The organism is Dorea sp. AM13-35 (assembly GCF_003473885.1).
Lineage (GTDB): Bacteria > Bacillota > Clostridia > Lachnospirales > Lachnospiraceae > Dorea_D > Dorea_D hominis.
This window is the reverse complement of sequence record NZ_QUCZ01000003.1, coordinates 250,578-273,512: the sequence shown is the minus strand read 5'-3', so window position 1 is coordinate 273,512 and position 22,935 is coordinate 250,578. Positions and strand designations below refer to the sequence as shown.

The 22,935-nt window shown below is 42.3% G+C and carries 26 protein-coding genes and 1 pseudogene; 24 read left to right on the top strand and 3 right to left on the bottom strand.

The window, feature by feature from the left end:
* Nucleotides 1–247: 247 nt before the first annotated feature.
* The 11 genes and pseudogenes from DW152_RS05610 (at nt 248) to DW152_RS05560 (ending at nt 9,196) form a co-directional block, all read left to right on the top strand.
* Nucleotides 248–1,165: a hypothetical protein gene (locus DW152_RS05610; RefSeq protein WP_118288143.1), complete on the top strand. Its 918-nt coding sequence runs from the start codon at nt 248–250 to the stop codon at nt 1,163–1,165.
* Nucleotides 1,158–2,354, top strand: a pseudogene (locus DW152_RS05605) (CpaF family protein); the annotation flags it as partial. The gene DW152_RS05610 and the pseudogene DW152_RS05605, both read left to right, overlap by 8 nt.
* Nucleotides 2,355–2,670: 316 nt before the next feature.
* Nucleotides 2,671–3,072: a type II secretion system F family protein gene (locus DW152_RS13805; protein WP_442873190.1), complete on the top strand. Its 402-nt coding sequence runs from the start codon at nt 2,671–2,673 to the stop codon at nt 3,070–3,072.
* 20 nt (nt 3,073–3,092) lie between these two features.
* A complete protein-coding gene (locus tag DW152_RS05595) occupies nt 3,093–4,277 on the top strand; it encodes a hypothetical protein (RefSeq protein WP_242992919.1) in 1,185 nt (394 codons plus the stop codon).
* 77 nt (nt 4,278–4,354) lie between these two features.
* Complete coding sequence (locus DW152_RS05590; protein ID WP_021860450.1) at nt 4,355–4,531, top strand: Flp1 family type IVb pilin; 177 nt, start codon at nt 4,355–4,357, stop codon at nt 4,529–4,531.
* Nucleotides 4,532–4,540: 9 nt separating this feature from the next.
* On the top strand, nt 4,541–5,923 hold the full coding sequence (locus DW152_RS05585; protein ID WP_243059815.1) for a DUF5702 domain-containing protein: 1,383 nt from the start codon (nt 4,541–4,543) through the stop codon (nt 5,921–5,923).
* 187 nt (nt 5,924–6,110) lie between these two features.
* Nucleotides 6,111–6,809, top strand: a complete 699-nt coding sequence (locus tag DW152_RS05580; protein WP_243059813.1) for a pilus assembly protein — start codon at nt 6,111–6,113, stop codon at nt 6,807–6,809.
* Nucleotides 6,797–7,270 carry a hypothetical protein gene (locus DW152_RS05575; protein ID WP_021860447.1) on the top strand — a complete coding sequence of 158 codons (474 nt, stop codon included), beginning with the start codon at nt 6,797–6,799 and terminating at the stop codon, nt 7,268–7,270. The genes DW152_RS05580 and DW152_RS05575 overlap by 13 nt, the downstream gene beginning before the upstream one ends.
* A 36-nt stretch (nt 7,271–7,306) precedes the next feature.
* Entirely contained in the window at nt 7,307–7,732 is a 426-nt protein-coding gene (locus DW152_RS05570) for a TadE family protein (RefSeq protein ID WP_021860446.1), read from the top strand.
* Nucleotides 7,710–8,477, top strand: a complete 768-nt coding sequence (locus DW152_RS05565; protein ID WP_118288139.1) for a DUF6382 domain-containing protein — start codon at nt 7,710–7,712, stop codon at nt 8,475–8,477. Before DW152_RS05570 ends, DW152_RS05565 begins: the two co-directional genes overlap by 23 nt.
* 104 nt (nt 8,478–8,581) lie before the next feature.
* Nucleotides 8,582–9,196: a rhomboid family intramembrane serine protease gene (locus DW152_RS05560; RefSeq protein WP_118288138.1), complete on the top strand. Its 615-nt coding sequence runs from the start codon at nt 8,582–8,584 to the stop codon at nt 9,194–9,196.
* Here the strand turns inward: DW152_RS05560 and DW152_RS05555 are convergent.
* Nucleotides 9,146–9,898 carry a sensor histidine kinase gene (locus DW152_RS05555; RefSeq protein ID WP_021860443.1) on the bottom strand — a complete coding sequence of 251 codons (753 nt, stop codon included), beginning with the start codon at nt 9,896–9,898 and terminating at the stop codon, nt 9,146–9,148. The two genes, DW152_RS05560 and DW152_RS05555, sit on opposite strands and share 51 nt — an antisense overlap.
* An 86-nt stretch (nt 9,899–9,984) precedes the next feature.
* On the opposite strand from DW152_RS05555, the gene DW152_RS05550 reads away from it, so the two are divergent.
* Entirely contained in the window at nt 9,985–10,392 is a 408-nt protein-coding gene (locus DW152_RS05550) for an HIT family protein (RefSeq protein ID WP_118288137.1), read from the top strand.
* Nucleotides 10,393–10,501: 109 nt separating this feature from the next.
* Nucleotides 10,502–11,047 carry an RNA polymerase sigma factor gene (locus DW152_RS05545; RefSeq protein WP_118288136.1) on the top strand — a complete coding sequence of 182 codons (546 nt, stop codon included), beginning with the start codon at nt 10,502–10,504 and terminating at the stop codon, nt 11,045–11,047.
* Between the two features lie 86 nt (nt 11,048–11,133).
* Here the strand turns inward: DW152_RS05545 and DW152_RS05540 are convergent, their stop codons facing one another.
* A complete protein-coding gene (locus tag DW152_RS05540) occupies nt 11,134–12,207 on the bottom strand; it encodes an undecaprenyldiphospho-muramoylpentapeptide beta-N-acetylglucosaminyltransferase (RefSeq protein WP_118288135.1) in 1,074 nt (357 codons plus the stop codon).
* A 188-nt stretch (nt 12,208–12,395) separates the two neighbouring features.
* Between DW152_RS05540 and DW152_RS05535 the strand changes: the two genes are divergently transcribed.
* From DW152_RS05535 to DW152_RS05525, 3 genes are all read left to right on the top strand, one after another.
* Nucleotides 12,396–13,439: a DUF4367 domain-containing protein gene (locus DW152_RS05535; RefSeq protein ID WP_118288134.1), complete on the top strand. Its 1,044-nt coding sequence runs from the start codon at nt 12,396–12,398 to the stop codon at nt 13,437–13,439.
* Between the two features lie 93 nt (nt 13,440–13,532).
* Complete coding sequence (locus tag DW152_RS05530) at nt 13,533–14,039, top strand: DUF6147 family protein (RefSeq protein ID WP_118288162.1); 507 nt, start codon at nt 13,533–13,535, stop codon at nt 14,037–14,039.
* Between the two features lie 392 nt (nt 14,040–14,431).
* The gene (locus tag DW152_RS05525) at nt 14,432–15,040 is read left to right on the top strand and encodes a DUF4143 domain-containing protein (RefSeq protein ID WP_243059811.1); all 609 of its coding nucleotides are present in this window, start codon (nt 14,432–14,434) and stop codon (nt 15,038–15,040) included.
* A gap of 119 nt (nt 15,041–15,159) precedes the next feature.
* Here DW152_RS05525 and DW152_RS05520 read toward each other — a convergent pair whose 3' ends face one another.
* Nucleotides 15,160–15,405 carry a TIGR03905 family TSCPD domain-containing protein gene (locus DW152_RS05520; protein ID WP_021860436.1) on the bottom strand — a complete coding sequence of 82 codons (246 nt, stop codon included), beginning with the start codon at nt 15,403–15,405 and terminating at the stop codon, nt 15,160–15,162.
* A 217-nt stretch (nt 15,406–15,622) separates the two neighbouring features.
* On the opposite strand from DW152_RS05520, the gene DW152_RS05515 reads away from it, so the two are divergent.
* From DW152_RS05515 to DW152_RS05480, 8 genes are all read left to right on the top strand, one after another.
* Nucleotides 15,623–16,315, top strand: a complete 693-nt coding sequence (locus DW152_RS05515; protein ID WP_118288133.1) for a 5'-methylthioadenosine/adenosylhomocysteine nucleosidase — start codon at nt 15,623–15,625, stop codon at nt 16,313–16,315.
* Nucleotides 16,316–16,453: 138 nt separating this feature from the next.
* Entirely contained in the window at nt 16,454–17,383 is a 930-nt protein-coding gene (locus DW152_RS05510; RefSeq protein WP_199663810.1) for a hypothetical protein, read from the top strand.
* A 190-nt stretch (nt 17,384–17,573) separates the two neighbouring features.
* Nucleotides 17,574–18,161 (top strand): guanylate kinase, encoded by a 588-nt coding sequence (locus DW152_RS05505; RefSeq protein ID WP_118288132.1) that lies wholly within the window; start codon nt 17,574–17,576, stop codon nt 18,159–18,161.
* Entirely contained in the window at nt 18,148–19,137 is a 990-nt protein-coding gene (gene holB, locus DW152_RS05500) for a DNA polymerase III subunit delta' (RefSeq protein ID WP_118288131.1), read from the top strand. Before DW152_RS05505 ends, holB begins: the two co-directional genes overlap by 14 nt.
* Nucleotides 19,138–19,141: 4 nt before the next feature.
* Nucleotides 19,142–20,053 (top strand): PSP1 domain-containing protein, encoded by a 912-nt coding sequence (locus DW152_RS05495; protein ID WP_021860431.1) that lies wholly within the window; start codon nt 19,142–19,144, stop codon nt 20,051–20,053.
* The gene (locus tag DW152_RS05490; protein WP_021860430.1) at nt 20,043–20,783 is read left to right on the top strand and encodes a tRNA1(Val) (adenine(37)-N6)-methyltransferase; all 741 of its coding nucleotides are present in this window, start codon (nt 20,043–20,045) and stop codon (nt 20,781–20,783) included. The genes DW152_RS05495 and DW152_RS05490 overlap by 11 nt, the downstream gene beginning before the upstream one ends.
* 119 nt (nt 20,784–20,902) lie before the next feature.
* Nucleotides 20,903–21,739, top strand: coding sequence for a 16S rRNA (cytidine(1402)-2'-O)-methyltransferase (rsmI, locus tag DW152_RS05485; RefSeq protein ID WP_021860429.1), 837 nt, complete (start codon nt 20,903–20,905; stop codon nt 21,737–21,739).
* Nucleotides 21,740–21,766: 27 nt separating this feature from the next.
* Nucleotides 21,767–22,879 (top strand): ABC transporter ATP-binding protein, encoded by a 1,113-nt coding sequence (locus DW152_RS05480; RefSeq protein WP_118288130.1) that lies wholly within the window; start codon nt 21,767–21,769, stop codon nt 22,877–22,879.
* Nucleotides 22,880–22,935: the final 56 nt, after the last annotated feature.

The following is a 22,935-nucleotide window of genomic DNA, read 5'->3' as shown; positions in this document are numbered from 1 at the left end:
AAATTTTGGCAGAGTTTCACAAAGATAGAAATTTTCAGAAAAAAGGATAGACAGGAAATAACCGGTAGAGTATAATCGTCCTACAAGTCAAATCTAAGACTTGTGTTGATCTGTTGAAAATAATAATTCTAAGTAATTCATGCCGTATCGGCGTAGGATTCAATGAAGTGCAACAAGTCCATAAGAGTATCAAATCGCAGCGAAAGCGGGCGTAGAAGAAGTGTTTTTACACAGGAGGCAGGCATATGTGAGTAACGGGAATTTAATTATATGTGATCCGGAAGAAGGATATGCGCAGGCACTTGCTTATTATCTGATGCATAAAAAGGAATTTGGCATGGAAGTGCAGGTGTATAACCAGATAGAAAAAGTGCAGGAAATTGCAGACAGAACGAAGATACAGATTTTATTTGTGGCAGCAGAGTACGAAGCAGAAGAACGGAAGAAAGTACCGGCAGAGCAGAAATTTATGCTGACCGGTGCAGGGAACAGCCAGGTTCTGGAAGATGAGACGGCATTATATAAATATCAGTCGGGAGAGAAGATCGTAAAGCTGCTTCTGGAAAATGTTGATGCTCAGGAGTCGGAAAATATTCTCCTCGGACAGGCAGCAGGAAAGCAGGCAGTGAGACTGATCGGCGTGTATTCACCGGTTCACAGGATCGGAAAGACGTCTTATGCATTAAAGCTTGGAGAAGAACTGGCAGTGAATGCGAATGTATTATATCTCAACCTGGAACTGTATAGTGGTATTGGCGGACATTTTGCAGGAGAAGGACAGACGTTGTCGGATCTTCTGTATTATGCGAGACAGGAAAAAGGAAATCTTGGTTTATTTCTTACAACGATCGTGCAGCATAGAAGACATCTGGATTATGTACATCCAATGGCGGTCGCAGAAGACGTAAAGGCAGTAAGTGTACAGGAATGGAAAGATCTGCTTATGAAGATCGCAGAACAGAGTATTTATGAGATGATCGTACTTGATATTGATGAAGGACTCCCACAGGTATATCAGTTATTGCGGGTGTGTACAGAAGTACATGTTCCGGAGATAAGGGACTGTTATGCACAGGCGAAGATCCGGCAGTTTGAACAGGAACTTACGCTTCTGGGTTACGAAGATGTATTGCAGAAAATCAAAAGGAAGGATGTACATGATTGAGGCGGAACAGTTACATGCGAGGATTCTTGAAAAACTGGATCTGACAAGAGAAGTGGAAGATGAAGAACTGACCGGGATTATTTATCAGGTATTACAGGAAGCCGGGCAGAAAGAATATATTCCGCTGAAGATAAGGACAGCGCTTGGAAAGGAACTGTTTAATGCGTTCAGAAAACTGGATCTTTTACAGGATTTTCTGGAGGATGATGAGATTACTGAAGTGATGATCAATGGAGTACAGAGCATTTTCTATGAAAAACATGGAAAGCTGTATGAAGCAGAGAGACATTTCCTGTCCAGGGAGAAACTGGAAGATGTGATACAGCAGATTGTGGCGGGTTCAAACCGTATCGTCAATGAAGCATCACCGATCGTAGATGCGAGGCTGCCGGACGGCTCCCGAGTGAATGTCGTGCTTGCGCCGGTTGCGTTGAACGGACCGATCGTAACGATCCGTAAGTTTCCCAAAGATGCAATCACAATGGAGCAGCTGATTGCATGGGATTCCGTTAGCGAGGAAGTTACAGAATTTCTTGCTATGCTTGTAGTAGCAGGATATAACATATTTATCAGTGGAGGAACCGGTTCCGGGAAGACCACATTTCTAAATGCATTATCTCAATATATACCCAAAACAGAACGAATTATTACGATTGAGGACAACGCAGAGTTAAAAATACAGGATGTAAGCAACCTAGTCAGTCTGGAAGCCAGAAATGCAAATGTTGAAGGGAACGGAGCGATTACGATCCGTGATCTGATCAAATCGGCGTTGCGTATGCGACCGGATCGTATTATTGTCGGTGAGGTGCGCTCGGCGGAAGCAATAGATATGCTTCAGGCACTTAACACCGGACATGACGGGAGCCTTAGTACCGGACATGCGAACAGTCCAAAGGATATGCTCGCAAGACTGGAGACAATGGTATTAATGGGAATGGATATTCCGCTTCCGGCGGTCAGAAGACAGATTGCGTCCGGGATTGATATCATTGTCCATTTGGGAAGATTGCGGGATAAGAGCAGGAAGCTGCTGGCAGTTACAGAAGTGATGGGATACGAAGCCGGAGAAGTGATACTGAAACCATTATATACATTTGAAGAGACAGGAGAAGTACATGGGAAGATTCAGGGGATCTGGAGAAAAGAACGAGAGCTTGAAAATATCACAAAATTACTGGCAGCAGGCTGTAAAACCGGCAGAACGAATGAAAATGGCAGGGCAGACAGCTGTGCTTCTTGCACTGACTGCATGGCTCTATTATCGGGAAATCTGGGCAGTGGTGTTTCTGATACCGGTCGGAATTCTGTATTACCGGATGAAGAAAAAGGAATGCGTGAGGAAAAAACAACAGGTGTTTCTTTTGGAGTTCAAAGAGATGATCCAGAGTCTCGCCGCGGGACTGAACACAGGATATTCAGTGGAAAACGCAGTGCGGGAGACGCAAAAAGAATTAATGATGGTCTATCCCAAAGAGGAAGTTATTTCTAAGGAACTGGCAGTCATGACAAGAAAACTGAGGCTTAGTATGTCGATGGAACAGGTATTTGATGAGTTCGCAAGGCAGGTAGATATGGAAGATGTACGGAATTTTTCAGTTGTATTTACAGCAGCGAAAAAAAGTGGTGGAGATATGATCGCGATCATTCGGAACACTGTGGATCAGATCAGCGGAAAAATAGAGGTAAAGAGGGAGATCGAAACACTTCTTGCGGCAAAGAAATATGAATATAAAGTAATGTCGATCATTCCCTATGCCATTATCGCTTATATGCGGCTGAGTTTTCCGGAATTTATGTCTTACCTGTATGGAAATATATTAGGAATCGGGGTGATGTCTGTATGTTTGGGAATCTATGCCGGCGCATACGTGCTTGGTGCAAAAATGGTAGATATCGAAGTCTGAGCGTGGGTATTGCTGTGAGCATGTTCATTCTGGGGCTTACACTTCTGGCGGTGGATTTCGGACAGACAAGGACAGCGATGAAAGATGGGTTGACAAGAAACCCATCCGGGAAAGGAAGCAGTATGCATGATCTGGAAGCGGTTATCGGCGATTCACAGAAAGAAAAACTGAAAATTGAAGTTGGAGAACAGGAATATACAAAACAGGATATGAAGAAATTTTTCCGGCGCTGTATCAGAAAAATTGAGAAACAGATGCCGGGAGAAAATGAATCACTGGATCATGTAGAACAGGACCTTAATCTGATGACAACGCTGGAAGGAGAACCGGTGGAGATAAGCTGGGAATTATCGGAATACAAGGTTATGAATGTATATGGTGAGATCCAGAAAGAACATGTTCGGACAGACGGTACGCCGATCGAGCTTCATGCAGTACTGACTTATACGAAAGACCGGATGGAACAGGCAAGATACAGTTGTGCTGCAGTGATCTATCCGGAGTCACTCAGCGGAAATAAAAAAGAAACAGCAAGACTGAAAGAGAAAATTGAAGAAAAAGAAAAAGAGACACGGGAAAAGAAACGTTTTGTCCTGCCACAGACACTAGGGCAGAAAGCGGTGAAATATTACCGGGAGATGGATTACCGGGGACTGATCGTAATCGTGATGGGTATTCTTACGGGCGTGCTTTTGTGTGCACTGGAGAAACAGAAAGACGATGAAGCGAAAAAAGAACGGCAGAAGCAGATGCTTCTGGATTACCCGGAAGTTCTGAACAAACTGACGCTGTATTTAGGGGCAGGAATGACATTAAAACGGGCATGGTGGAAGATTGTAACAGATTATGAAGCACAGAGAGAAGTCTGGGGTGAACGTTTTGTATATGAAGAAATGAAACAGACCTGTTATGAGATGGAAAGCGGCATCATGGAGTCAGAGAGCTATGAGCGTTTCGGCAGAAGATGCGAAAGGCAGGAGTATATACGACTCGGCGCACTGCTGTCACAGAATCTGCGTAAAGGTGGAAAAGGACTGGGACAATTGCTGAAAACAGAAGCCATACAGGCGCAGGAAGAACGGAAAGCCCACGCAAAGAGAGCAGGAGAAGAAACAGGAACAAAGCTGTTACTTCCAATGTTCCTGATGCTTGCAGTTGTTCTGGTGATTGTGATCGTACCGGCATTTTTGTCGGTGCAGTTGTAGGTATACTTAAAATGTAAATGGTGTGAAAGAAAAAGGGATACAAAAGTAAAATGAAAATATAAAAAGGAGCGGAAATTATGTGGAGATGGTATCGGTTGAAACAGGTTTTACAGGAAGAAGACGGAATTGGTGTAGTGGAGGTTATTTTAATTCTGGTCGTGCTGATCGGTCTGGTTTTAATTTTCAAATCACAGCTGACCAGTCTGGTAGAGACGATTTTCGAGAAGATCACCAGCGAAAGTTCGGGAATATAGGAGGATAGAATGATGGTGTCAGGTGCAAAAAAAGGAGAAGTGACAGCCTATCTTAGCCTGATATTTATTCTGTTTATATCATTTGTCGGGGGCATTATGGAAAGTGCCTCCGTACAGATGGCAAAAAATTACAGGCGTGCGGATATGAACCGGGCAATGGAGTCCGTATTTGCAGAGTATCAGAAAGAACTTCTGGATGAATATGAGATTTTTGCATTGGAAGCAACTTATGAAACAGGGACGTATGGCGAAAGAAATATAAAGAAACGGCTGGAATTTTATGGGGCTGAAGGAATGGAACAGTCTGTGAAACGGCTCAGCCTTTTGACGGATCATGGCGGACAACCTTTTCTTGAACAGGTGGCGGTTTATATGGAAGAGAAGTATGGAATGGATAAAGTGAAAGACCTGACAGGAAAAAGCGCAGACTGGAAAACACAGGAAGAAGAAGCGGGAAAATACGAAGAAAATGAGAAGAAACAGCAGGGAGAACTGGATCAGTTATTAGAAGAAAATGAAGGAGAACTTCCAGAGAAAGATAATCCGATTGCCCATGTAGCAGGTCTTAAAAAGTCGTCTCTTCCGGAATTGGTGATGCCGAAAGGAAAAGAAGTATCTAACAAGCAGATGAACCTGGCGGACACACTGGAATACAGAGGGAAAAGAGAGGGTTATGGTGACTTCTCGGATGTATCGGAAGGAATTGGAAAATTAGATCATCTGCTTTTGGGAGAATATCTGATGGAACATTTCCCTGATGCAACAAAAGCAGGACAGAAAGGAGACCTGCTGGATTACCAGTTGGAGTATTTTCTGGAAGGAAAAGGAAGCGACCGGGAGAATCTGGAAGCTGTTGTAAAGAAACTGCTGATGTTACGTTTTGTTCCTAATTATATATATTTGCAGGGAAATGCTGCAAAAAAAGCAGAAGCGAAGGCGATGGCATTATCGCTTTGTGCGGTTCTTGCAGTTCCGGCGGTAACAGAGGCGGCAGCGCAGGTAATTCTTCTTGCATGGGCGTATGGAGAGTCGCTTGTAGATATACGAAGCCTGCTGGGAGGAAGGAAGATACCGCTTGTCAAATCAGATGAAAACTGGCAGTTATCTCTGGCAGGATTGTTGAAATTAGGTGAAGACGGAGATTTGAATGATGGAAAAGACTGCAAAGAAGGACTGGGATACCGGGACTATGTGCGCATGTTGTTATTTCTCACGAGTAAGGAGAAATTAGGACTTCGCGCACTGGATATGATCGAAGGTACATTGCGGGGGCGGTTCGGACTTGTTTTCTTCCGTGCAGACCAGTGCATCAGCAAGATAGAAATGAAAAGTACCTGTAAACTGCGGCGTGGGATTACTTATCAGTTTCCAACTTACTATGGATATCGCTAGGGGTGAAGACAGATGCTCTTTCGGACAAATAAAGAAAAACTTTTCATAGAACGAAGAAAGGAGAAGGATTCGTGCCATGATAAAAAATTATAAACTCCCCTTAAGACCTATCGAACGGACATCGTCTGAAAGAGTATCTGTCTTCACCTCTCGAAAAGGAAGTATCACAGTTGAGGCGGCTATAGCAGTGCCGATATTTTTCCTTGCAGTAGTCTGTCTTTTGTATTTGATGGAGATGATGGCAGTGCAGACGGCAGTGCGAAGCGGACTGCAGTACGCAGGAAAAAGGGCAGCGCAGGAATATGCCATAAAACCTTTTATGCAGACGAAGCAATTGGAAAAGGAAGTGATTGAAGGAATCGGTGCTGATCGGTTAGAGAGAAGTATTGTGGAAGGTGGCAGTGCAGGAATCGACTGCAGTCATTCGCAGATGTCAATACGGACAGGAATTGCGAATCTACAGGCGGAATACAGGATTCGTGTTCCAATTCCGATGTTTTCCATCCCTACGATTACATGTGGTGTGGAATTAAAGATCAAGGTGTGGACTGGTTATGAAAAAGAAGGATTTGGAGATCAGCAGAAAGAAACGGTATATATCACAGAAACAGGAATGGTTTACCACAGGGATTATCACTGTGCTTATCTGGATCTGACGATTAAGAGTGTGTCAAATGGACAACTGGATACTCTGCGCAACAGCAGTGGTGGAAAGTATCATCCTTGCGAGCACTGTCATCCGGCAAATGCAGGATCGGTATTTATTACCAATTATGGAAACCGGTATCACAGTTCTGTCTTGTGCAGTGGACTAAAGCGTACAGTATATGCCATTCCGGTGTCGGAGGCAGCAGGAAAAGGAGTGTGTTCAAAATGTGGAAAATAAGTCAGATGGTCTGCCTTGGGATTCTGGCAGGTATGTCTGTTACGGATTTATTATATCGGAAAGTGTCTGGAGAGCTTCTTGCGGCAGCGGGAATTGGAGCAGTCATTTTTCAGATATGCTATGGAAAATGTAATGTCTGGATTCTTGGCGGTGGAATTGCAGTCGGATTATGCTTCCTTGGGATTAGCAGACTGACAGGTGAAGGAATAGGATATGGAGACAGCATCATGATTCTGTTGCTTGGAATTTATCTGGGAATCTGGAAATTGCTGATTGTACTCTCTGGTGCATTTTTTCTTCTCGCACTGGCTGCGGTCGTGTTACTTAGTTATTACAGTATCCGGGGAAAGGGTATGGCGCAAGGAACTGTGGGGATGAAGAAAATTTCCCGTAAGTATGCACTTCCCTTTTATCCATTTCTGACATGTGGATATATATTGTATCTGGTCAGTTGGAAATAGAGCTGGGAGAAGACAAAGCTGAGAGGAGGCAGAAGTGTGAAAAGAAGAAAATTATCAGGAAGCATGACCGTAGAGATGTCTTTCTTAATGCCGATGATATTATTTCTGATCATGGGGTGTATTTTGGCGGTTTTTTACTATCATGATAAAAATATTCTTGGTGCGGCAGCATATGAGACAGCAGTGGTCGGAAGTACAAAAGCAAGGGAAAAAGATGGCGTAGAAGCAGGAAAATTACAGGCATTATATAGAGAGCGGATAAGAAAAAAATGCGTTTTATTTCCAACGAGTCGAGCAAATGTAACCGTCGGAAAAGAAGAAATAGAAGTGACGGTAACCGCGAAAAAAGGAAAATTCAAAGTAGCGGTCCGAAAATGTGCTGCCGTTACAGAACCGGAAAGGAAGATCCGGGAGAAAAAGAAACTGGAGGAATTGGCAAATGGAGCGAAAAATAACAATTGAGGAAGAGACAGAATACAAAGAAGATTATCAGATGCGTATGCTGATGAGTAATGAAATTATAGGAATATTGCCGGTGAGAGGTAGAGGATTTAACGGGCGAAGTTGCTATGATTATAATGTGAGCGGCAAGATTTCTATGCGGGCAATGTATGAGCGAAATGAAATCAGTGCGAAAGACATAAAAATATTTCTGGAATGTTTAAGTATGGCGCTTGAGGAAGTGCAAAAATATCTGTTGGACATTCATTGTATATTATTAAACCCGGAATATATTTTTTATGAGGAGGAGCAGTTTTATTTCTGCTATTATCCACAGAAGACATCGGAATTATGGAAAGACCTGCATGAATTGACGGAGTATTTTGTCAAACATGCAGATTATCAGGATGAGGAAAGTGTACAGACGATCTTTTTTCTGCATAGAGAGACGATGGAAGAAAATTACAGCCTGGATAAGATTATGACAAAGATTCTCTATCAGGAGGATGAGCGAAAAGAAACCAGAGAGAATGAGGACAGAGAGATACAGAAAAAGGAGGTGCAAAACAGGAGGAATCTGTGGGAAAAAGAGGAAGTGCGGTATGATACGAGAGAACATGACTGGATCGCAGAGCAGGAGATGGGAAGTCTGATCATGGAAGAGACGGAGAATCTGTGGACACCGGTAAGGCGTTTCCTTAGAAAACACAAGAAGCCACGCTGGGGTGAATGGGATGATCTTCATATTGAAGAGGAAGAATTATAGATACAATTATGGATGGAATTGTAAAAGAAATTTTGATTTTTATATGTAATATATGCTATACTCAAGAAAAGATATCAGATAATTTGAAAGTGTGGTCTGACTAAATGAGATATAAACAGGAAAAAGCGCCCTGTACAGTTTTATTGATTCTGGCAAATATTATTGTATTCTTTGTACTGACAGCAAAAGGAATGACCGAGGATGCGGAGTTTATGCTTGGACATGGAGCCATGTATATTCCTTATATTATAAATCGTGGAGAATACTATCGATTGTTTACGAGCATGTTTATGCATTTTGGATTCGATCATCTTGCGAATAATATGGTAATGTTGCTTGTTATAGGATGGAATCTGGAAGGTGAGATTGGAAAGATTAAGTTTTTGATCATATATTTCTTAAGTGGGCTGAGTGGGAATATCTTATCAGCACTCTGGGATATGCAAACGGGTGATTATGCGGTATCCGCAGGCGCATCCGGCGCAATCTTCGGGATTGTGGGAGCAATTTTATATGTAGCAATTCGTAACCGCGGCCGGATTGGAACGATTACCGGTCGCGGCATTCTATTTATGATCATATTGAGTCTGTACTATGGATTTACCAGTGGCGGTGTGGATAATTTCGCACACATTGGTGGTCTGATATCCGGTCTCGTTCTTGCAGTGTTATTGTACTGGAAGAGAAAGCGTAAATACCGTGAAAGTGCCTGGGACTGAGGAGACAGTAAGTGTTCCGCCATGGGACGTGGCAATTCTCCGTGCCAGCGCAAGGCCAAGACCGGTTCCATCTTTTTTATAAGTGACGAATGGCTCAAAGATCTTATCACGTTGTTCCGATGTGATACCGCAGCCATTGTCCCGGATCTCGATTACAAGAGACTGTTTTGCAAGACGGGCTTCCAGAAAAATGGAAGGAAGCTGTTCCGGGTTTTTCAAAGCCGGACTGAGTACAGCAGCTTTTGCATTTGTTAAGAGATTCAGTAACAGTTGACGCAGTTTTACCGGATCAGCCTGAATAACCGGAAGCGCAGGCGGAATTTTAGAAGTCATTTGAATATCGGTATCCAGGATGGATGTAGCAAAAGAAAGAGCAACACTCCGGAGGAAGGTATTCGTGTCGAGTGACTGAAGAGACAGGCGGTCTCCGTTATTAAAATCGGAGAGTTCCTCCAGAAGTTGTTTCATATATTCAACATCCTGGTGCATGTTCTTCCAGTGCTTCGAGGGAAGAAGTTCAGGAAATTCATTTTCCAGAAACTGCAGGTTACTGTATACCAGCGTAAGCGGGTTGCGGATTTCATGACTGATGGTACTGATCTCCATACGGTGATGGGAGAGAAGTCGGGTGAGAAGTTCCTTTTTCTCAGGGCTTTCTGCCATGATCTGTTGTAATTTGTCGTAGTCTGTCTGCGTAAACATAATACTTACCGCCTCCTTTCTGATTACTCAGTTTAGCATTGGCGGTTAAAATAATCAATTACATTTATAGAAAGGAAGAAGACATTATGAGAGATGATAATTGTATTTTTTGTAAACTGGCAAATGGGGAGATCCCGACAGCAACTTTATATGAGGATGAGGATTTTCGTGTGATTCTGGACGCAAGCCCGGCTGCAAAAGGACATGCACTGATCCTTCCAAAGCAACACTATGCGAATCTGTATGAGCTGGATGATTCTGTAGCATCAAAAGTACTCGTACTGGCGAAAAAGATGATCACTAAGATGACAGACATTCTTGGATGTGATGGGTACAACATTGTACAGAATAACGGAGAAGCTGCCGGACAGACAGTATTTCATTTCCATATGCATCTGATTCCGAGAAACAAAGGCGATGAGGTAGGTCTTGGCTGGAAGATGGGCGAGCTTACAGATGAGGACAAGGAAGATATCCTGTCTAAGATAAAATAAGATACAAGAGGCAGAGAATGTGTGTACGTTACAGAATAATCTGCAGGTATCATAAAAAGCAGGCAACAAAGGATAAGTTATAGTTATAAAGGAAAGATGGGTGAGGTGTATGAACGTACGATCAATTGGGAAACAAGCGTTTGATGCAATTTATGAATCTAATCTTGAATATGTGTATCGTACAGCGTGTTATTACACCCAAAATCATTATCAGGCTGAAGAGATTACGCAGTGTGTATTTATTAAGCTGTACGATAATATGGATAACGTGAATATGCAGTCCGTGAATTCGTGGCTTTTAATAACAACAAAGCACATGGCATTAAATTACAAAAGAGATTATGCACGGGAAACACTGATAGATGAACTTCTGTATGATAATGAAGTCGGAGACAGTCTGGAAACATGTTATATGACTGAGTTTGACAGGACAAAGCGAAAAGAACTGGCGGATGAAATCTATCTGAGATTATTTGAGGAAAATAAACGCTGGTATGATGCCATAATGGCGGTCTATTTGCTTGAAAAGCCACAGAAAGAAGTGGCACGTGAGATGGGCATTTCGCTGGAAGTGTTACACAGCATGCTATATCGTGCGAAGAAATGGATTCGTAAAAATTACGAGAAGAGATATCGCTATTTAGACGAGGCATAAGAAAAGGCTAATCTATAGGACAAAAGGTATAAGAAAAGCAGGTCGCAACAGGAATTTGCCTGTATGGCCTGCTTTTTATATACCTATTATTTACGCTTGCGGCTGACCGATTCAATCAGATCGATGATCGTATCGATAGAGTTCTGCTGAGAGGACTGCTTCATGGCATCGATGTATTTCTGACGGTTCTCATATACCTGATCTACCGTTGCCAGAAGGCTCTCGTTTGTCATCGTCTCTTCTTCCAGAACAACGCTGAAGCCCTGGCGTTCAAATGAACGGGCATTCAGGATCTGGTCTCCACGGCTGGCGCTTGCCGGAAGTGGGATCAGGATGTTCGGCTTATGTAAAGCAAGAAGTTCGCAGATAGCGTTCGCTCCGGCACGGGAAATAACAACATCTGCCATTGCAAACAGATCCTTCAGTTCGTCTTTGATATATTCGTACTGCATATAACCATCTAAGTGATTCAGTGTAGGATCAAGACGTCCTTTACCGCACAGATGGATGACCTGATATTTCTTCAATAACTGTGGAAGGATGGCACGGACTGCATTGTTGACTGCAACAGCGCCAAGACTTCCGCCGATGATGAGGATAACAGGTTTGTCAGATGTGAAACCGAGAAATTCTCTGGCTTTGAACTTATCACCGATTAACAGTTCCTGGCGGATCGGTGATCCGGTAAGAACCGCTTTGCCTTCCGGCAGATAGCGAAGTGTCTCCGGAAAATTGCAGCAAATCTTTGTTGCAGCGGAAAAGGATAACTTGTTCGCAAGTCCCGGTGTCATATCAGATTCATGAATAATGGAAGGAACATGACAACTCTTACCAGCCAGAACAACAGGTACGGATACAAATCCACCTTTGGAGAAAATAACGTCCGGCTTCAGGATCTTGACAAGTTTCCTTGCATCTCCAAGACCTTTGAGAACACGGAATGGATCTGTAAAATTCTGAACGCTGAAATAACGTCTTAACTTACCGGTTGCAATCCCGTGATATGGGATTCCAAACTGCTCGATCAGTTCTTTCTCAATTCCGTTGTAAGAGCCGATATAGTGGATATCGTATTGCAATTCTTTTAAACGAGGAAGCAGTGCAATATTAGGAGTAACGTGACCTGCCGTACCGCCTCCGGTTAAAATAATTCGTTTCATAGTGACCTCCCAGATTTTAGCATTTACCTTTGTGGTAGTTATACTATATAATAAATGTACTATAATTGATGTCAGGTCTGAAAACATGACAGACCTCTGTACCTATATATTATACGTTACAGGGAAAATAGGTCAAGAGAAAGAAAAAAGTTCATTGATTTTTGAGAGAGAAAGGGAACAGGAAAAACATGAAAGAAAGCAAAGATCCATTTGATCGGATGATCCTGGATGATTTGGAGCGGGAAGCTGATGAGATCCGGCGCAACGTAGCAGCAGCGAATCTTCCGCCGATGACCAATGAACAGAAAGAAAGAATACGTGAAAATATCCAGAAAGAAATAGATGCCCGTGAGGTGCAGAAAATCTGCGAGCAATTGCCGAAAGAGTATCAGGAAGCCTTGAAAATCGGAATGGAAACGATAGAAAAAGAGAATCGGAAATCTGGCAAAGATAACGAAACGGAAGCAACGAAAGTCAGGGTAGATAAGGAAACGGAAGCGACGAAAGTCAGAGCAGATAAGGAAACGGAAGAGCCGAAAGCCGGAGCAGATAAGGAGACGGAAGAAGGAGAAACAGGATTCGGAGCAAACAAGGAGACAGAAGAAGGAGAGCTGAGTGCCGGAACAGATGAGAAAAAGCAAAGCTCCAGGAGAAAGGCATATCTTTCGCGGGTGGCGGCAGCAGTTGTTATAGTTCTGCTTGCAGGCGGAATCGGAGTTACCAGCTTTGGAGGACCTGAACGGGTGATGGAGATGATGAAGAGAAATGTCGGCAGTCGAGAAGTAGAGCAGGTGGATTCAAATAAAGATAATTTGGTGATTAAAGAAGAAAATGAGGAAAAGGCATACCAGAAAATAAAGGATGAGTTGGGAATTGAGCCGGTGAGAATTATAGATCGTCCAGATGGTTTCAAGTATAAATGGACAAAGTTAGAAAAGAGGGCACAGATTTCTGAAATTATGTATCAATACAAAGAAGAAAATATTCTGTATACAATTAGTATGACACAATCAAATAATTCTATGGGAATAGATGTGGATGATATAGAAGTAGGAAAATACATGGAGAAAGTAAATGGAGTAAATATAAGTATACATGAATATAAAGTATCAAAATCTAAAGAAAAAAGATATGTTGCAAAATTTAAATATTTAGGTGTTAGGTATTATCTGACAGGCGTAATGCCGAAAAAAGATTTTAATAATATTTTAAAAAAATTATATTTTTCTTAAAATACGCGTCAGTTTTTCCAGACTTATGTGTCTTTATATATAGAGGATGGGATATGAGGAGAACATGGAGGATACATGAGATTGGAGGTGCTGATGGAAAAAAAGAATCGAAAAAGATATTCACTTCTACTGGTAATGTTAATGCTGACCTGTTTAATATGGAACAGTACATTATCAGTAAAAGCAGAAGGTGAGAAAAAGATTGGTGAGTCATATCTGACTCATGAAGAGGAAGCTGAAGGTACAACGCCAGTAAAAGTGATGCGTGGTGAAGATTTGATGACTGGATATTCCAAAATTCGGAGGATGGGACCGGAAAAGTTATATGCAGGAGGATCAACAATAGCATCGCATACAGTAGAGCGCATTGGTGTAGCGGTTATGGTGGAACGTGCCAAGGAAGGTGCTACAGAATGGGAATTTTATGAAAGTTGGCAGAAGTTTGATGAAAATACAGATAATCTATCCTCATGGAAACAGATGGATGTTGAAGGGGACTGGTATTACCGGGTTCGATGTGTACATTCAGCTAATGAGGATATAAGCAGTAGCTTTACAAACGGTGTTTTTATTGAAAAAAAGAGTATCCTTGAGCTTTAAAAAAGAAAATAAGTATAAAGAAAACAAGTATAAGGAAACCAAAAACTAATTTAACAAAGGAACATGTGCAATGCGGGGACTGCGCCGGGCGCTGAGTGGAAAGGCGTCTGAAGAAACTGTCAATAATATTTTTAAAAGAAAGAGAATATTTCAGTTTACCGAGTTTTTCAACCGCATGCAAACAAAGTTAGGACTTATTGGAAGCTTGGCGTTCGGCGCAGTCCCCGCATAAGATTCTAAAATTGAAAAAAGACAAGTGAAAAGATAAGCGAAAAAGCTGCCGTAATGGCAGCTTTTTTGATGGAAAATTCGCAAAAAGTTGTAAAGTGGATAAAAACGGTCAAAAACAGGTTAGAAAAGTGGATGAAAACAGCTAAAAACAGGTTGGAAAAGTGGATGAAAATAGCCAAAAATGGGTTGGAAAAATGGATGAAATCATGTATGATGTTGAAAATGATTTCCTGTGGCTGAAAGATGCAGGAGTTGCGATACCTGTATATAATATCAGTGAACCGAAGCTTCCGCTGGTGATAAGCGAGAACCGCAATCTGTTCAAATTATTTTTCTCGGATGTAGGATTGCTGACAAGCCGGTATTCAAATCAGGTGAAAATGTCGATATTAAATAAAGATAAAGCCATCAACAATGGTGCACTATTTGAAAATATGGTCGCACAGGAACTATTAGCAAAAGGGCATAAAGAATATTATTTTAATAGCAAAAAGCAAGGAGAACTGGACTTTGTAATAGAACTGGATGGAAAAGTAGTTCCGTTGGAAATTAAATCGGGAAAAGATTATAAACGTCATTCCGCGTTAAATAACGTGCTGGAATGTGAGGAATATCAGATTTCAGAAGGATATATTTTCTCAGAAGGAAATGTTGAGACTGTCGGACGGAAAGTTTATATGCCGATTTATATGATTATGTTTTTGGAAGAGAAGAAGATGGAAAATACAATATATAAACTGGATCTTAGTGGGCTTGCGAACAGAATTTAGAGAATATCATTTAGAAAACCAGCCACCCTCCGGAAAAGTAACGAATCAATGCTGTCTTTTTCGAAGAATGGCTGGTAAAAAAATGCTGTTTAAGTTTTTAATAAAGCAGGATGGATGTCCTAGTTCTCGTTTAATGCCTGGCGAAGCGCATGTGCAAGCTGATCCGGGCAGGATGTTGCTTTGCTGCCGCAGGTGATTCCCTCTAAGCGGGAAATTGCTTCGTTAGCATCCATTCCGCGAACGAGACTGCTGAGTCCTTTTGTATTTCCGTTGCATCCGCCGAGAAATTCAACGTTTTTGATGGTAGTTCCGTCAAGTTCAACGTGAATTAACTGGGAACAGACACCGGTTGGTCTATAATCCATGGTAATTACCTCCTGATATATTAATGTGGATGAAAGTATCCAATGCGCATTATAACAGAGTTGGAAAAGAAAAGCTACAGGAAATCTTTTAAAATTAACCGTTCCTGTGTTATACTGAAATCTCAGGTTGTATGAGTATGCATTTTCTGTTTTATACAGAATACAAGGCAGGATTATAATAAAATTATTTTTAAATTATGAAGAGAGGAACGAAATTATGATAGGTATTATCGGAGCAATGGAAGAAGAAGTCGCTGCATTAAAAGAAGCGATGCAGGTCGAGTCTGTAACAGAGTACGCATCTATGACATTTTGTAAAGGCGTTTTATGCGGGAAGGAAGTTGTGATTGTCCGCAGTGGAATCGGTAAAGTAAATGCAGGAATCTGTGCGCAGATTCTGGTAGATAAATTCGGCGTAAACGCATTGATCAACACGGGAATTGCGGGATCACTGAACGCGAAGATTGATATCGGGGACGTTGTAGTGTCCAAAGAAGCACTGCATCACGATATGGATGCGACAGAATTTGGTGATCCGATTGGACAGGTGCCGCGTATGGATACACTGGCATTCCCGGCAGACGAGCATCTGATCAGGCTTGCAAAAGCGGCAAATGAAAAGGTAAATCCGGATATTCATACATTTGTCGGAACGGTGGCGAGCGGTGATCAGTTTATTGCAAGCCAGGAAGCAAAAGATAAGATTGTAAATAATTTCCATGCTTACTGTACAGAAATGGAAGGGGCTGCGATTGCGCATGCCGCATATCTGAACAAAGTTTCGTATGTCATTATTCGTGCTATTTCGGACAAAGCCGACAACAGCGCACATGTTGACTATCCGGAGTTTGAAAAGATGGCAATTGCCCGTAATATCAAGCTTGTACAGGAAATGCTGACATCTATGTAAATAAGTCAGAAATTATTTTGTGACATAAGAAAAGAAAATCGGACAGTATGCGACAGATGCATGTCGAATACTGGGGAACGAATTTTCGGCCCTCCTCTAAGATTTCAATTATAATGCTTAGAAAAGGAGGGCTTTTTTATGTTGAAAATGATAGTAGAAAAACAAGTGCTGCTGATAATTGCGGGAGTGTTTATGGCATTGGGGATCGGGAGTAAATGTGTGGTCGATGCGACGCTCAGAAAACTGGTGTATGGAGCGGGAAATATGAATAAAAGTACACATCCGTTTATCCGGCTGGTGCGGGCGAAATTTGAGCATGCCTGTATGATCAGTGAGAAGGTGGAAAATGTAGGCGTTTTTGTGGATAAGTACCTGTATGAATACCGGGTGCTGGGGATACGTTTACATACGCTTCGGAGAATGGAGCGGATATCGGCAGTTTTATGTATTTGCTGCGGAGTGACCGGAGCAGGACTTCAGTATGTGCAGGATGGCGGAATGACGGATGTGGTACTTAAGACAGGCGCAATTGGGATCGGTGCAGGAATTTTTGTGTTTCTTTTTCATCTGACAACAGATGAAAAATATAAGCTGCAGGTAGCAAGAAACTATATGGTTGACTATCTGGAAAATATCTGTTTGCACCGGTATGAAAAGGCTTACCGGAAAGAGAAGGAAGAGAGCCAGAAAATGAAAGAGAAAGTGGTCGCAGCGAGTGTGGATGTTAGTATGAGCAAGAATATGGAAGTGAATGGAGAAAGTTCAGTTGTAGGAGTGGACATGTCTGCAGAAAAAAATGTGGGGACGTGTACAGATATGATGATGGAGAAAGCCGGAACGGCAGGTACAGAGACATTTGCAAATAAATATCCAGAAAATGAAAATATAGTGGCAGCAAACGCTACAGTTACCCCAATCCGGAAAGAACTGTCGAAAGGGGATTCGCCGGAAGAGAATATCCTGAGGGAAAAGGAAGAAAAGAAAGCAGAAAAAGAAGAGAAAGAAGAGAAAAAGTCAGTGGACAAGGATGTCCTGATCCGACAGATTCTGGAAGAATTCATGGCGTAAGCGAACTTTGCAGCAAGGAACAACATTTGGGGTGTGGTAGGACTTATCTGGCGACACCCTATTATAACGTATTAAAACTTGCTATAATTTCCGTGATTTGTTAAAATTATGAAGAGAGTATGCATGTCCAAAGATATACGGATAATAACCGGACAGACCGGTCATGCAGAGAGTATTGAGGATGAAATACATGGGTAAAATATATTATATGATGGGCAAGAGTTCTTCCGGGAAAGATACTTTATACAAAGAAGTATTGAAAGCACTGCCGAAGCTTAAGACACTGGTGCTCTATACAACCCGCCCGATCCGGGAGGGAGAACAAGAAGGCATAGAGTATCATTTTGTGACGGACGAAGAGCTGGAGCGATTTGAGAAAGCCGGAAAAATAATTGAAGAAAGAACTTATGATACCGTGTATGGAGCGTGGAAATATGCTACAATAGAAGACGGACAGATAAATCTTGCGGCATATGATTATCTGGTTATCGGAACACTGGAGTCCTATGCCGGAATGAAGAAGTGCTATGGAGCAGAGAATCTGGTTCCAATCTATATAGAAGTGGAAGATGGTGAACGGCTTTCGCGGGCACTTTCGCGGGAACGGCAGCAGGAGCAGCCGAAATATGAAGAGATGTGCCGGAGATTTCTGGCAGATCAGAAGGATTTTTCCGAAGAGAATCTGGAAGAGGCAGGCATCGCCCGACGCTATTACAACGATGATAAGGTACAATGTTTAGAAAAAATTATAGGGGAAATACAAAATGGGAAGTTTTAAAGATGTGGTAGGCCACAAAGACATTATTCAATATCTGCATAATGCAATTTCAGAGGATCGCGTTTCACATGCGTATATTCTGAATGGAGAGCGTGGATCGGGAAAGAAGCTGTTGGCGAGATTATTTGCCATGACACTTCTATGTGAAGAACACGGACCGGAGCCGTGTAATCACTGTCATTCCTGCAAGCAGGCAGAGAGTGGGAATCATCCGGATATTATTACGGTTACACATGACAAGCCGAATACGATCAGTGTAGATGATATCCGTGTTCAAGTGAATAATACGATCGATGTCAAACCATATCAGGGACCATATAAGATTTATATTATCCCGGAGGCGGACAAGATGACAGTGCAGGCACAGAATGCCCTGCTTAAGACAATCGAGGAACCGCCGAAGTATACAGTAATCTTACTGTTGACAGAGAATGCGGAACTTCTGCTTCCGACGATCAATTCCAGATGCGTTATGCTGAAGCTTCGTTATATCAAAGATAAACTGATCAAAAAATATTTGATGGAGAATCTGGAGATTCCGGACTACAAAGCGGAAGTATGTACTGCATTTGCACAGGGAAACATGGGCAAAGCAATCATGCTGGCAAATTCCGATCATTTTAATGAGATCCGTGAGGAGGCAATCCAGCTCCTTAAGTATATTCATGAGATGGAGTTAAGCGAGATTGTGGATGCAGTGAGCCACATTTCTGTATACAAACTGGAAATCACAGATTATCTGGATATTATCATGATCTGGTACCGTGATGTCCTAATGTACAAAGCAACGAAAGATCTGGACAAAGTGGTATTCAAAGACCAGATAAAATACATTAAGGAACAGGCACAGAAGAGTTCCTATGAGGGAATTGAACTGATTTTAGAAAGTCTGGAAAAAGCAAAGACAAGATTGAAAGCGAATGTAAACTTCGATCTGGTTATGGAGCTTTTATTCCTTACGATAAAGGAGAATTAGTACGATGACAAAAGTAATAGGTGTAAGATTCAGAACAGCGGGAAAGATCTATTTCTTTGCACCGGGAAAGCTGAATATACAAACCGGAGATAAAGTAATTGTAGAGACTGCCCGCGGGGTAGAATTTGGTACGGTTGTAACCGGAGAAAAGGAAGTGGAGGATGACAAGATCATGCAGCCACTGAAGCCGGTGATCCGTATTGCAACCGCAGAAGATAAGAAGAAGGATGCCAAGAACAGAGACAAAGAAAAAGAAGCTTTTGGCATTTGTTTGGAGAAGATCCGCAAACACGGTCTGGAGATGAAGCTGATTGATGCGGAGTATACATTTGACAATAATAAAGTGCTGTTTTATTTTACAGCAGATGGAAGAATCGATTTTCGTGAACTGGTCAAAGATCTGGCAAGTGTGTTCCGTACGAGAATTGAATTACGTCAGATTGGAGTAAGAGACGAGACGAAGATCCGTGGAGGAATCGGAATCTGCGGACGTCCGTTATGTTGTCACACTTATTTATCAGAGTTTGCGCCGGTATCAATTAAGATGGCAAAAGAGCAGAATCTTTCTTTGAATCCGACAAAGATTTCAGGTGTGTGCGGACGACTGATGTGCTGTCTGACGAATGAGGAAGAGACTTACGAAGAGCTGAACAGTCATTTACCATCTAATGGAGATCATGTGACAACACCAGAAGGGCTTAGAGGGGATGTACAGTCCGTGAATGTCCTGCGTCAGCTTGTAAAAGTAGTTGTTACGCTGGACAATGATGAAAAAGAGATTCGTGAGTACAAAGCAACCGAATTAAAATTTAAACCAAGACGCCGGAAGAAAGAGCAGAAGTTATCCAAAGAAGAGATGGCAGAGCTTAAGGCATTGGAAGGAAAACGTGGAGATTCTAAGTTAGATGATAATTAATCAAAAACCGGAAGAACGGCTGGACGATCTGCAGATCAAAGGGTATAAGATATTGCAGAATCCGGGACGCTTCTGTTTCGGAATGGATGCGGTGCTCTTATCTGCATTTGCAGATGTAAAGAAGAATGAGAGAGCGCTGGATTTGGGAACGGGAACGGGCATCCTGCCGATTCTGTTACATGCAAAATATAAGGGACAGCATTACACCGGGCTTGAAATCCAGCCGGAGAGTGCAGATATGGCAAGGCGAAGCGTAGCGTATAACAGTCTGGAAGACAAGATAGATATTGTAACAGGAGATATAAAAGAGGCGGCGGAACAATTCGGACCAGCCTCTTTTGATGTTATTACGACAAATCCGCCGTATATGATCGGAGAGCATGGTCTGAAAAATGAAAAAGAAGCACTGTACATTGCAAGACATGAAGCACTGTGTACACTGGATGATGTTCTGGCTCAGAGTGCGAAAGTGCTGAAAGTAAAAGGCCGTTTTTATATGGTGCATCGTCCGTTCAGACTGCCGGAGATCATGACGAAGATGTGTAACTATGGTCTGGAGCCGAAGAGAATGCGGCTGGTATATCCTTATGTGGACAAAGAACCAAATATGGTTCTGATCGAGGGAAGAAAAGGCGGTAATCCGAGAATGACAGTGGAGGCACCGTTGATCGTATATGAAAAAGATGGCAGTTATACACAAGAACTTTTGAAACTGTACGCAGGTGAATAGGCGACAGGTCATTTATAAGTGATTCTGCCGGGCGAATGATAGAGAAGTTTACTGGAATTGCCAGTCAGCGATTGTATGGATTCAATTTAAAAATTTATAATTAAAAAAGGAGACAGAAGATGGCAGGAACCTTATATTTATGTGCAACGCCGATCGGCAATCTGGAAGATATGACATTTCGTGCAGTGCGGATGCTGGGCGAAGTGGATTTGATCGCGGCGGAGGATACGAGAAACAGCATCAAGCTTCTAAATCATTTTGAAATAAAGACACCGATGACGAGTTATCATGAATATAATAAGATCGATAAGGGACATTATCTTGTAAGACGATTACTGGAAGGCGAAGATATTGCACTTATCACGGATGCAGGCACACCGGGTATCTCAGATCCGGGCGAGGAGCTTGTGAAAATGTGTCACGAAGCGGGTGTGACCGTGACGGCACTTCCGGGAGCGGCTGCATGTATCACCGCGCTTACCATTTCAGGACTGGGAACGAGAAGATTTGCATTTGAAGCATTTTTCCCCACCGATAAAAAGGAACGTCAGGACATATTAGAAGAGTTAAAAAATGAGACGAGAACAATGATCTTATACGAAGCACCGCACCGGCTTGTGCGAACACTGAAATTGTTAAATGAGACACTGGGGAACAGGAATGTCAGCATTTGCAGAGAGTTGACGAAGAAGCATGAGACGGTATTCAAGACGACGCTTGCAGATGCACTTGCTTATTATGAAGAAAATGCACCAAAGGGCGAGTGTGTGATCGTGCTGGAAGGAAAGAGCCGACAGGAGATCCGTGAGCAGGAGACTGCAAAATGGGAAGAGATGAGCATCGAAGACCATATGGAACATTACCTGAAAATGGGAATAGATAAAAAGGACGCCATGAAAAAGGTGGCAAAAGACCGTGGCGTGAGCAAAAGAGACATTTACCAGGCACTGCTGTAGCGTGCAGGTTGTACAGGAGGGAGAAAGATGGCAGGAGTATCATTGAAGCATATTTGCAAAACTTATCCAAATGGATTTGAGGCGGTAAAAGATTTTAATCTGGAAATAAAGGATAAAGAATTTCTGATTTTTGTCGGGCCATCAGGATGCGGAAAGTCCACGACACTCCGTATGATCGCAGGTTTGGAGGAGATTACTTCCGGAGAATTGAAAATTGGAGATACGGTTGTTAATGATGTAGAGCCGAAGGACAGGGATATTGCTATGGTATTTCAGAATTATGCGTTATATCCGCACATGACAGTTTATGAAAATATGGCATTTGGACTGAAACTTCGGAAGGTGCCGAAAGACCAGATAGATAAGATGGTGAAAGAAGCTGCAAAAATCCTGGATTTGGAGCAACTCCTTGATCGGAAACCAAAGGCATTATCAGGAGGACAGAGACAGCGTGTAGCGATGGGAAGAGCAATCGTGTGCAACCCGAAAGTGTTTTTGATGGATGAACCATTATCCAATCTGGATGCAAAATTGCGTGGACAGATGCGGATTGAAATTTCTAAATTGCATCAGCGTCTGGAAACAACGATTATTTATGTTACACACGATCAGACAGAAGCGATGACTCTGGGAACCCGAATTGTTGTTATGAATGCCGGCGTGATCCAGCAGGTAGACACACCGCAGAAATTATACGAAGAACCAGATAATATGTTCGTTGCCGGATTTATCGGATCGCCGCAGATGAATTTTCTGGATGCGGTGTGCCAGGTGGAAGACGACGATGTGTATCTGACGATCGGAGAAATGAAACTTCGCCTGCCGGAAACAAAGGCAGAGAAATTAAAAGCCGGTGGATACGATGGAAAGACCGTTGTTCTTGGAATCCGTCCGGAAGATCTGCATGACGAATCGGAATTTGTTGAAAGTTCACAGGATACAGCTCTGAAAGCGAAAATCCGGGTATATGAAATGGTGGGAGCGGAAGTTTTCCTGTGTTTTGAATATGAAGGAACAAATATGACGGCGAGAGTAGCACCGAAGACAGCCGCAAGAACCGGAGATATTGTAAAATTTGCTCTGGATGCGGATAAAATCCATGTATTTGATAAAGATACAGAAAAGACGATCACTAATTAAGGTCAGATTGTGTTGGATTGTACTTTTTCAGTGAATAGTTAGACACTTATACTTTA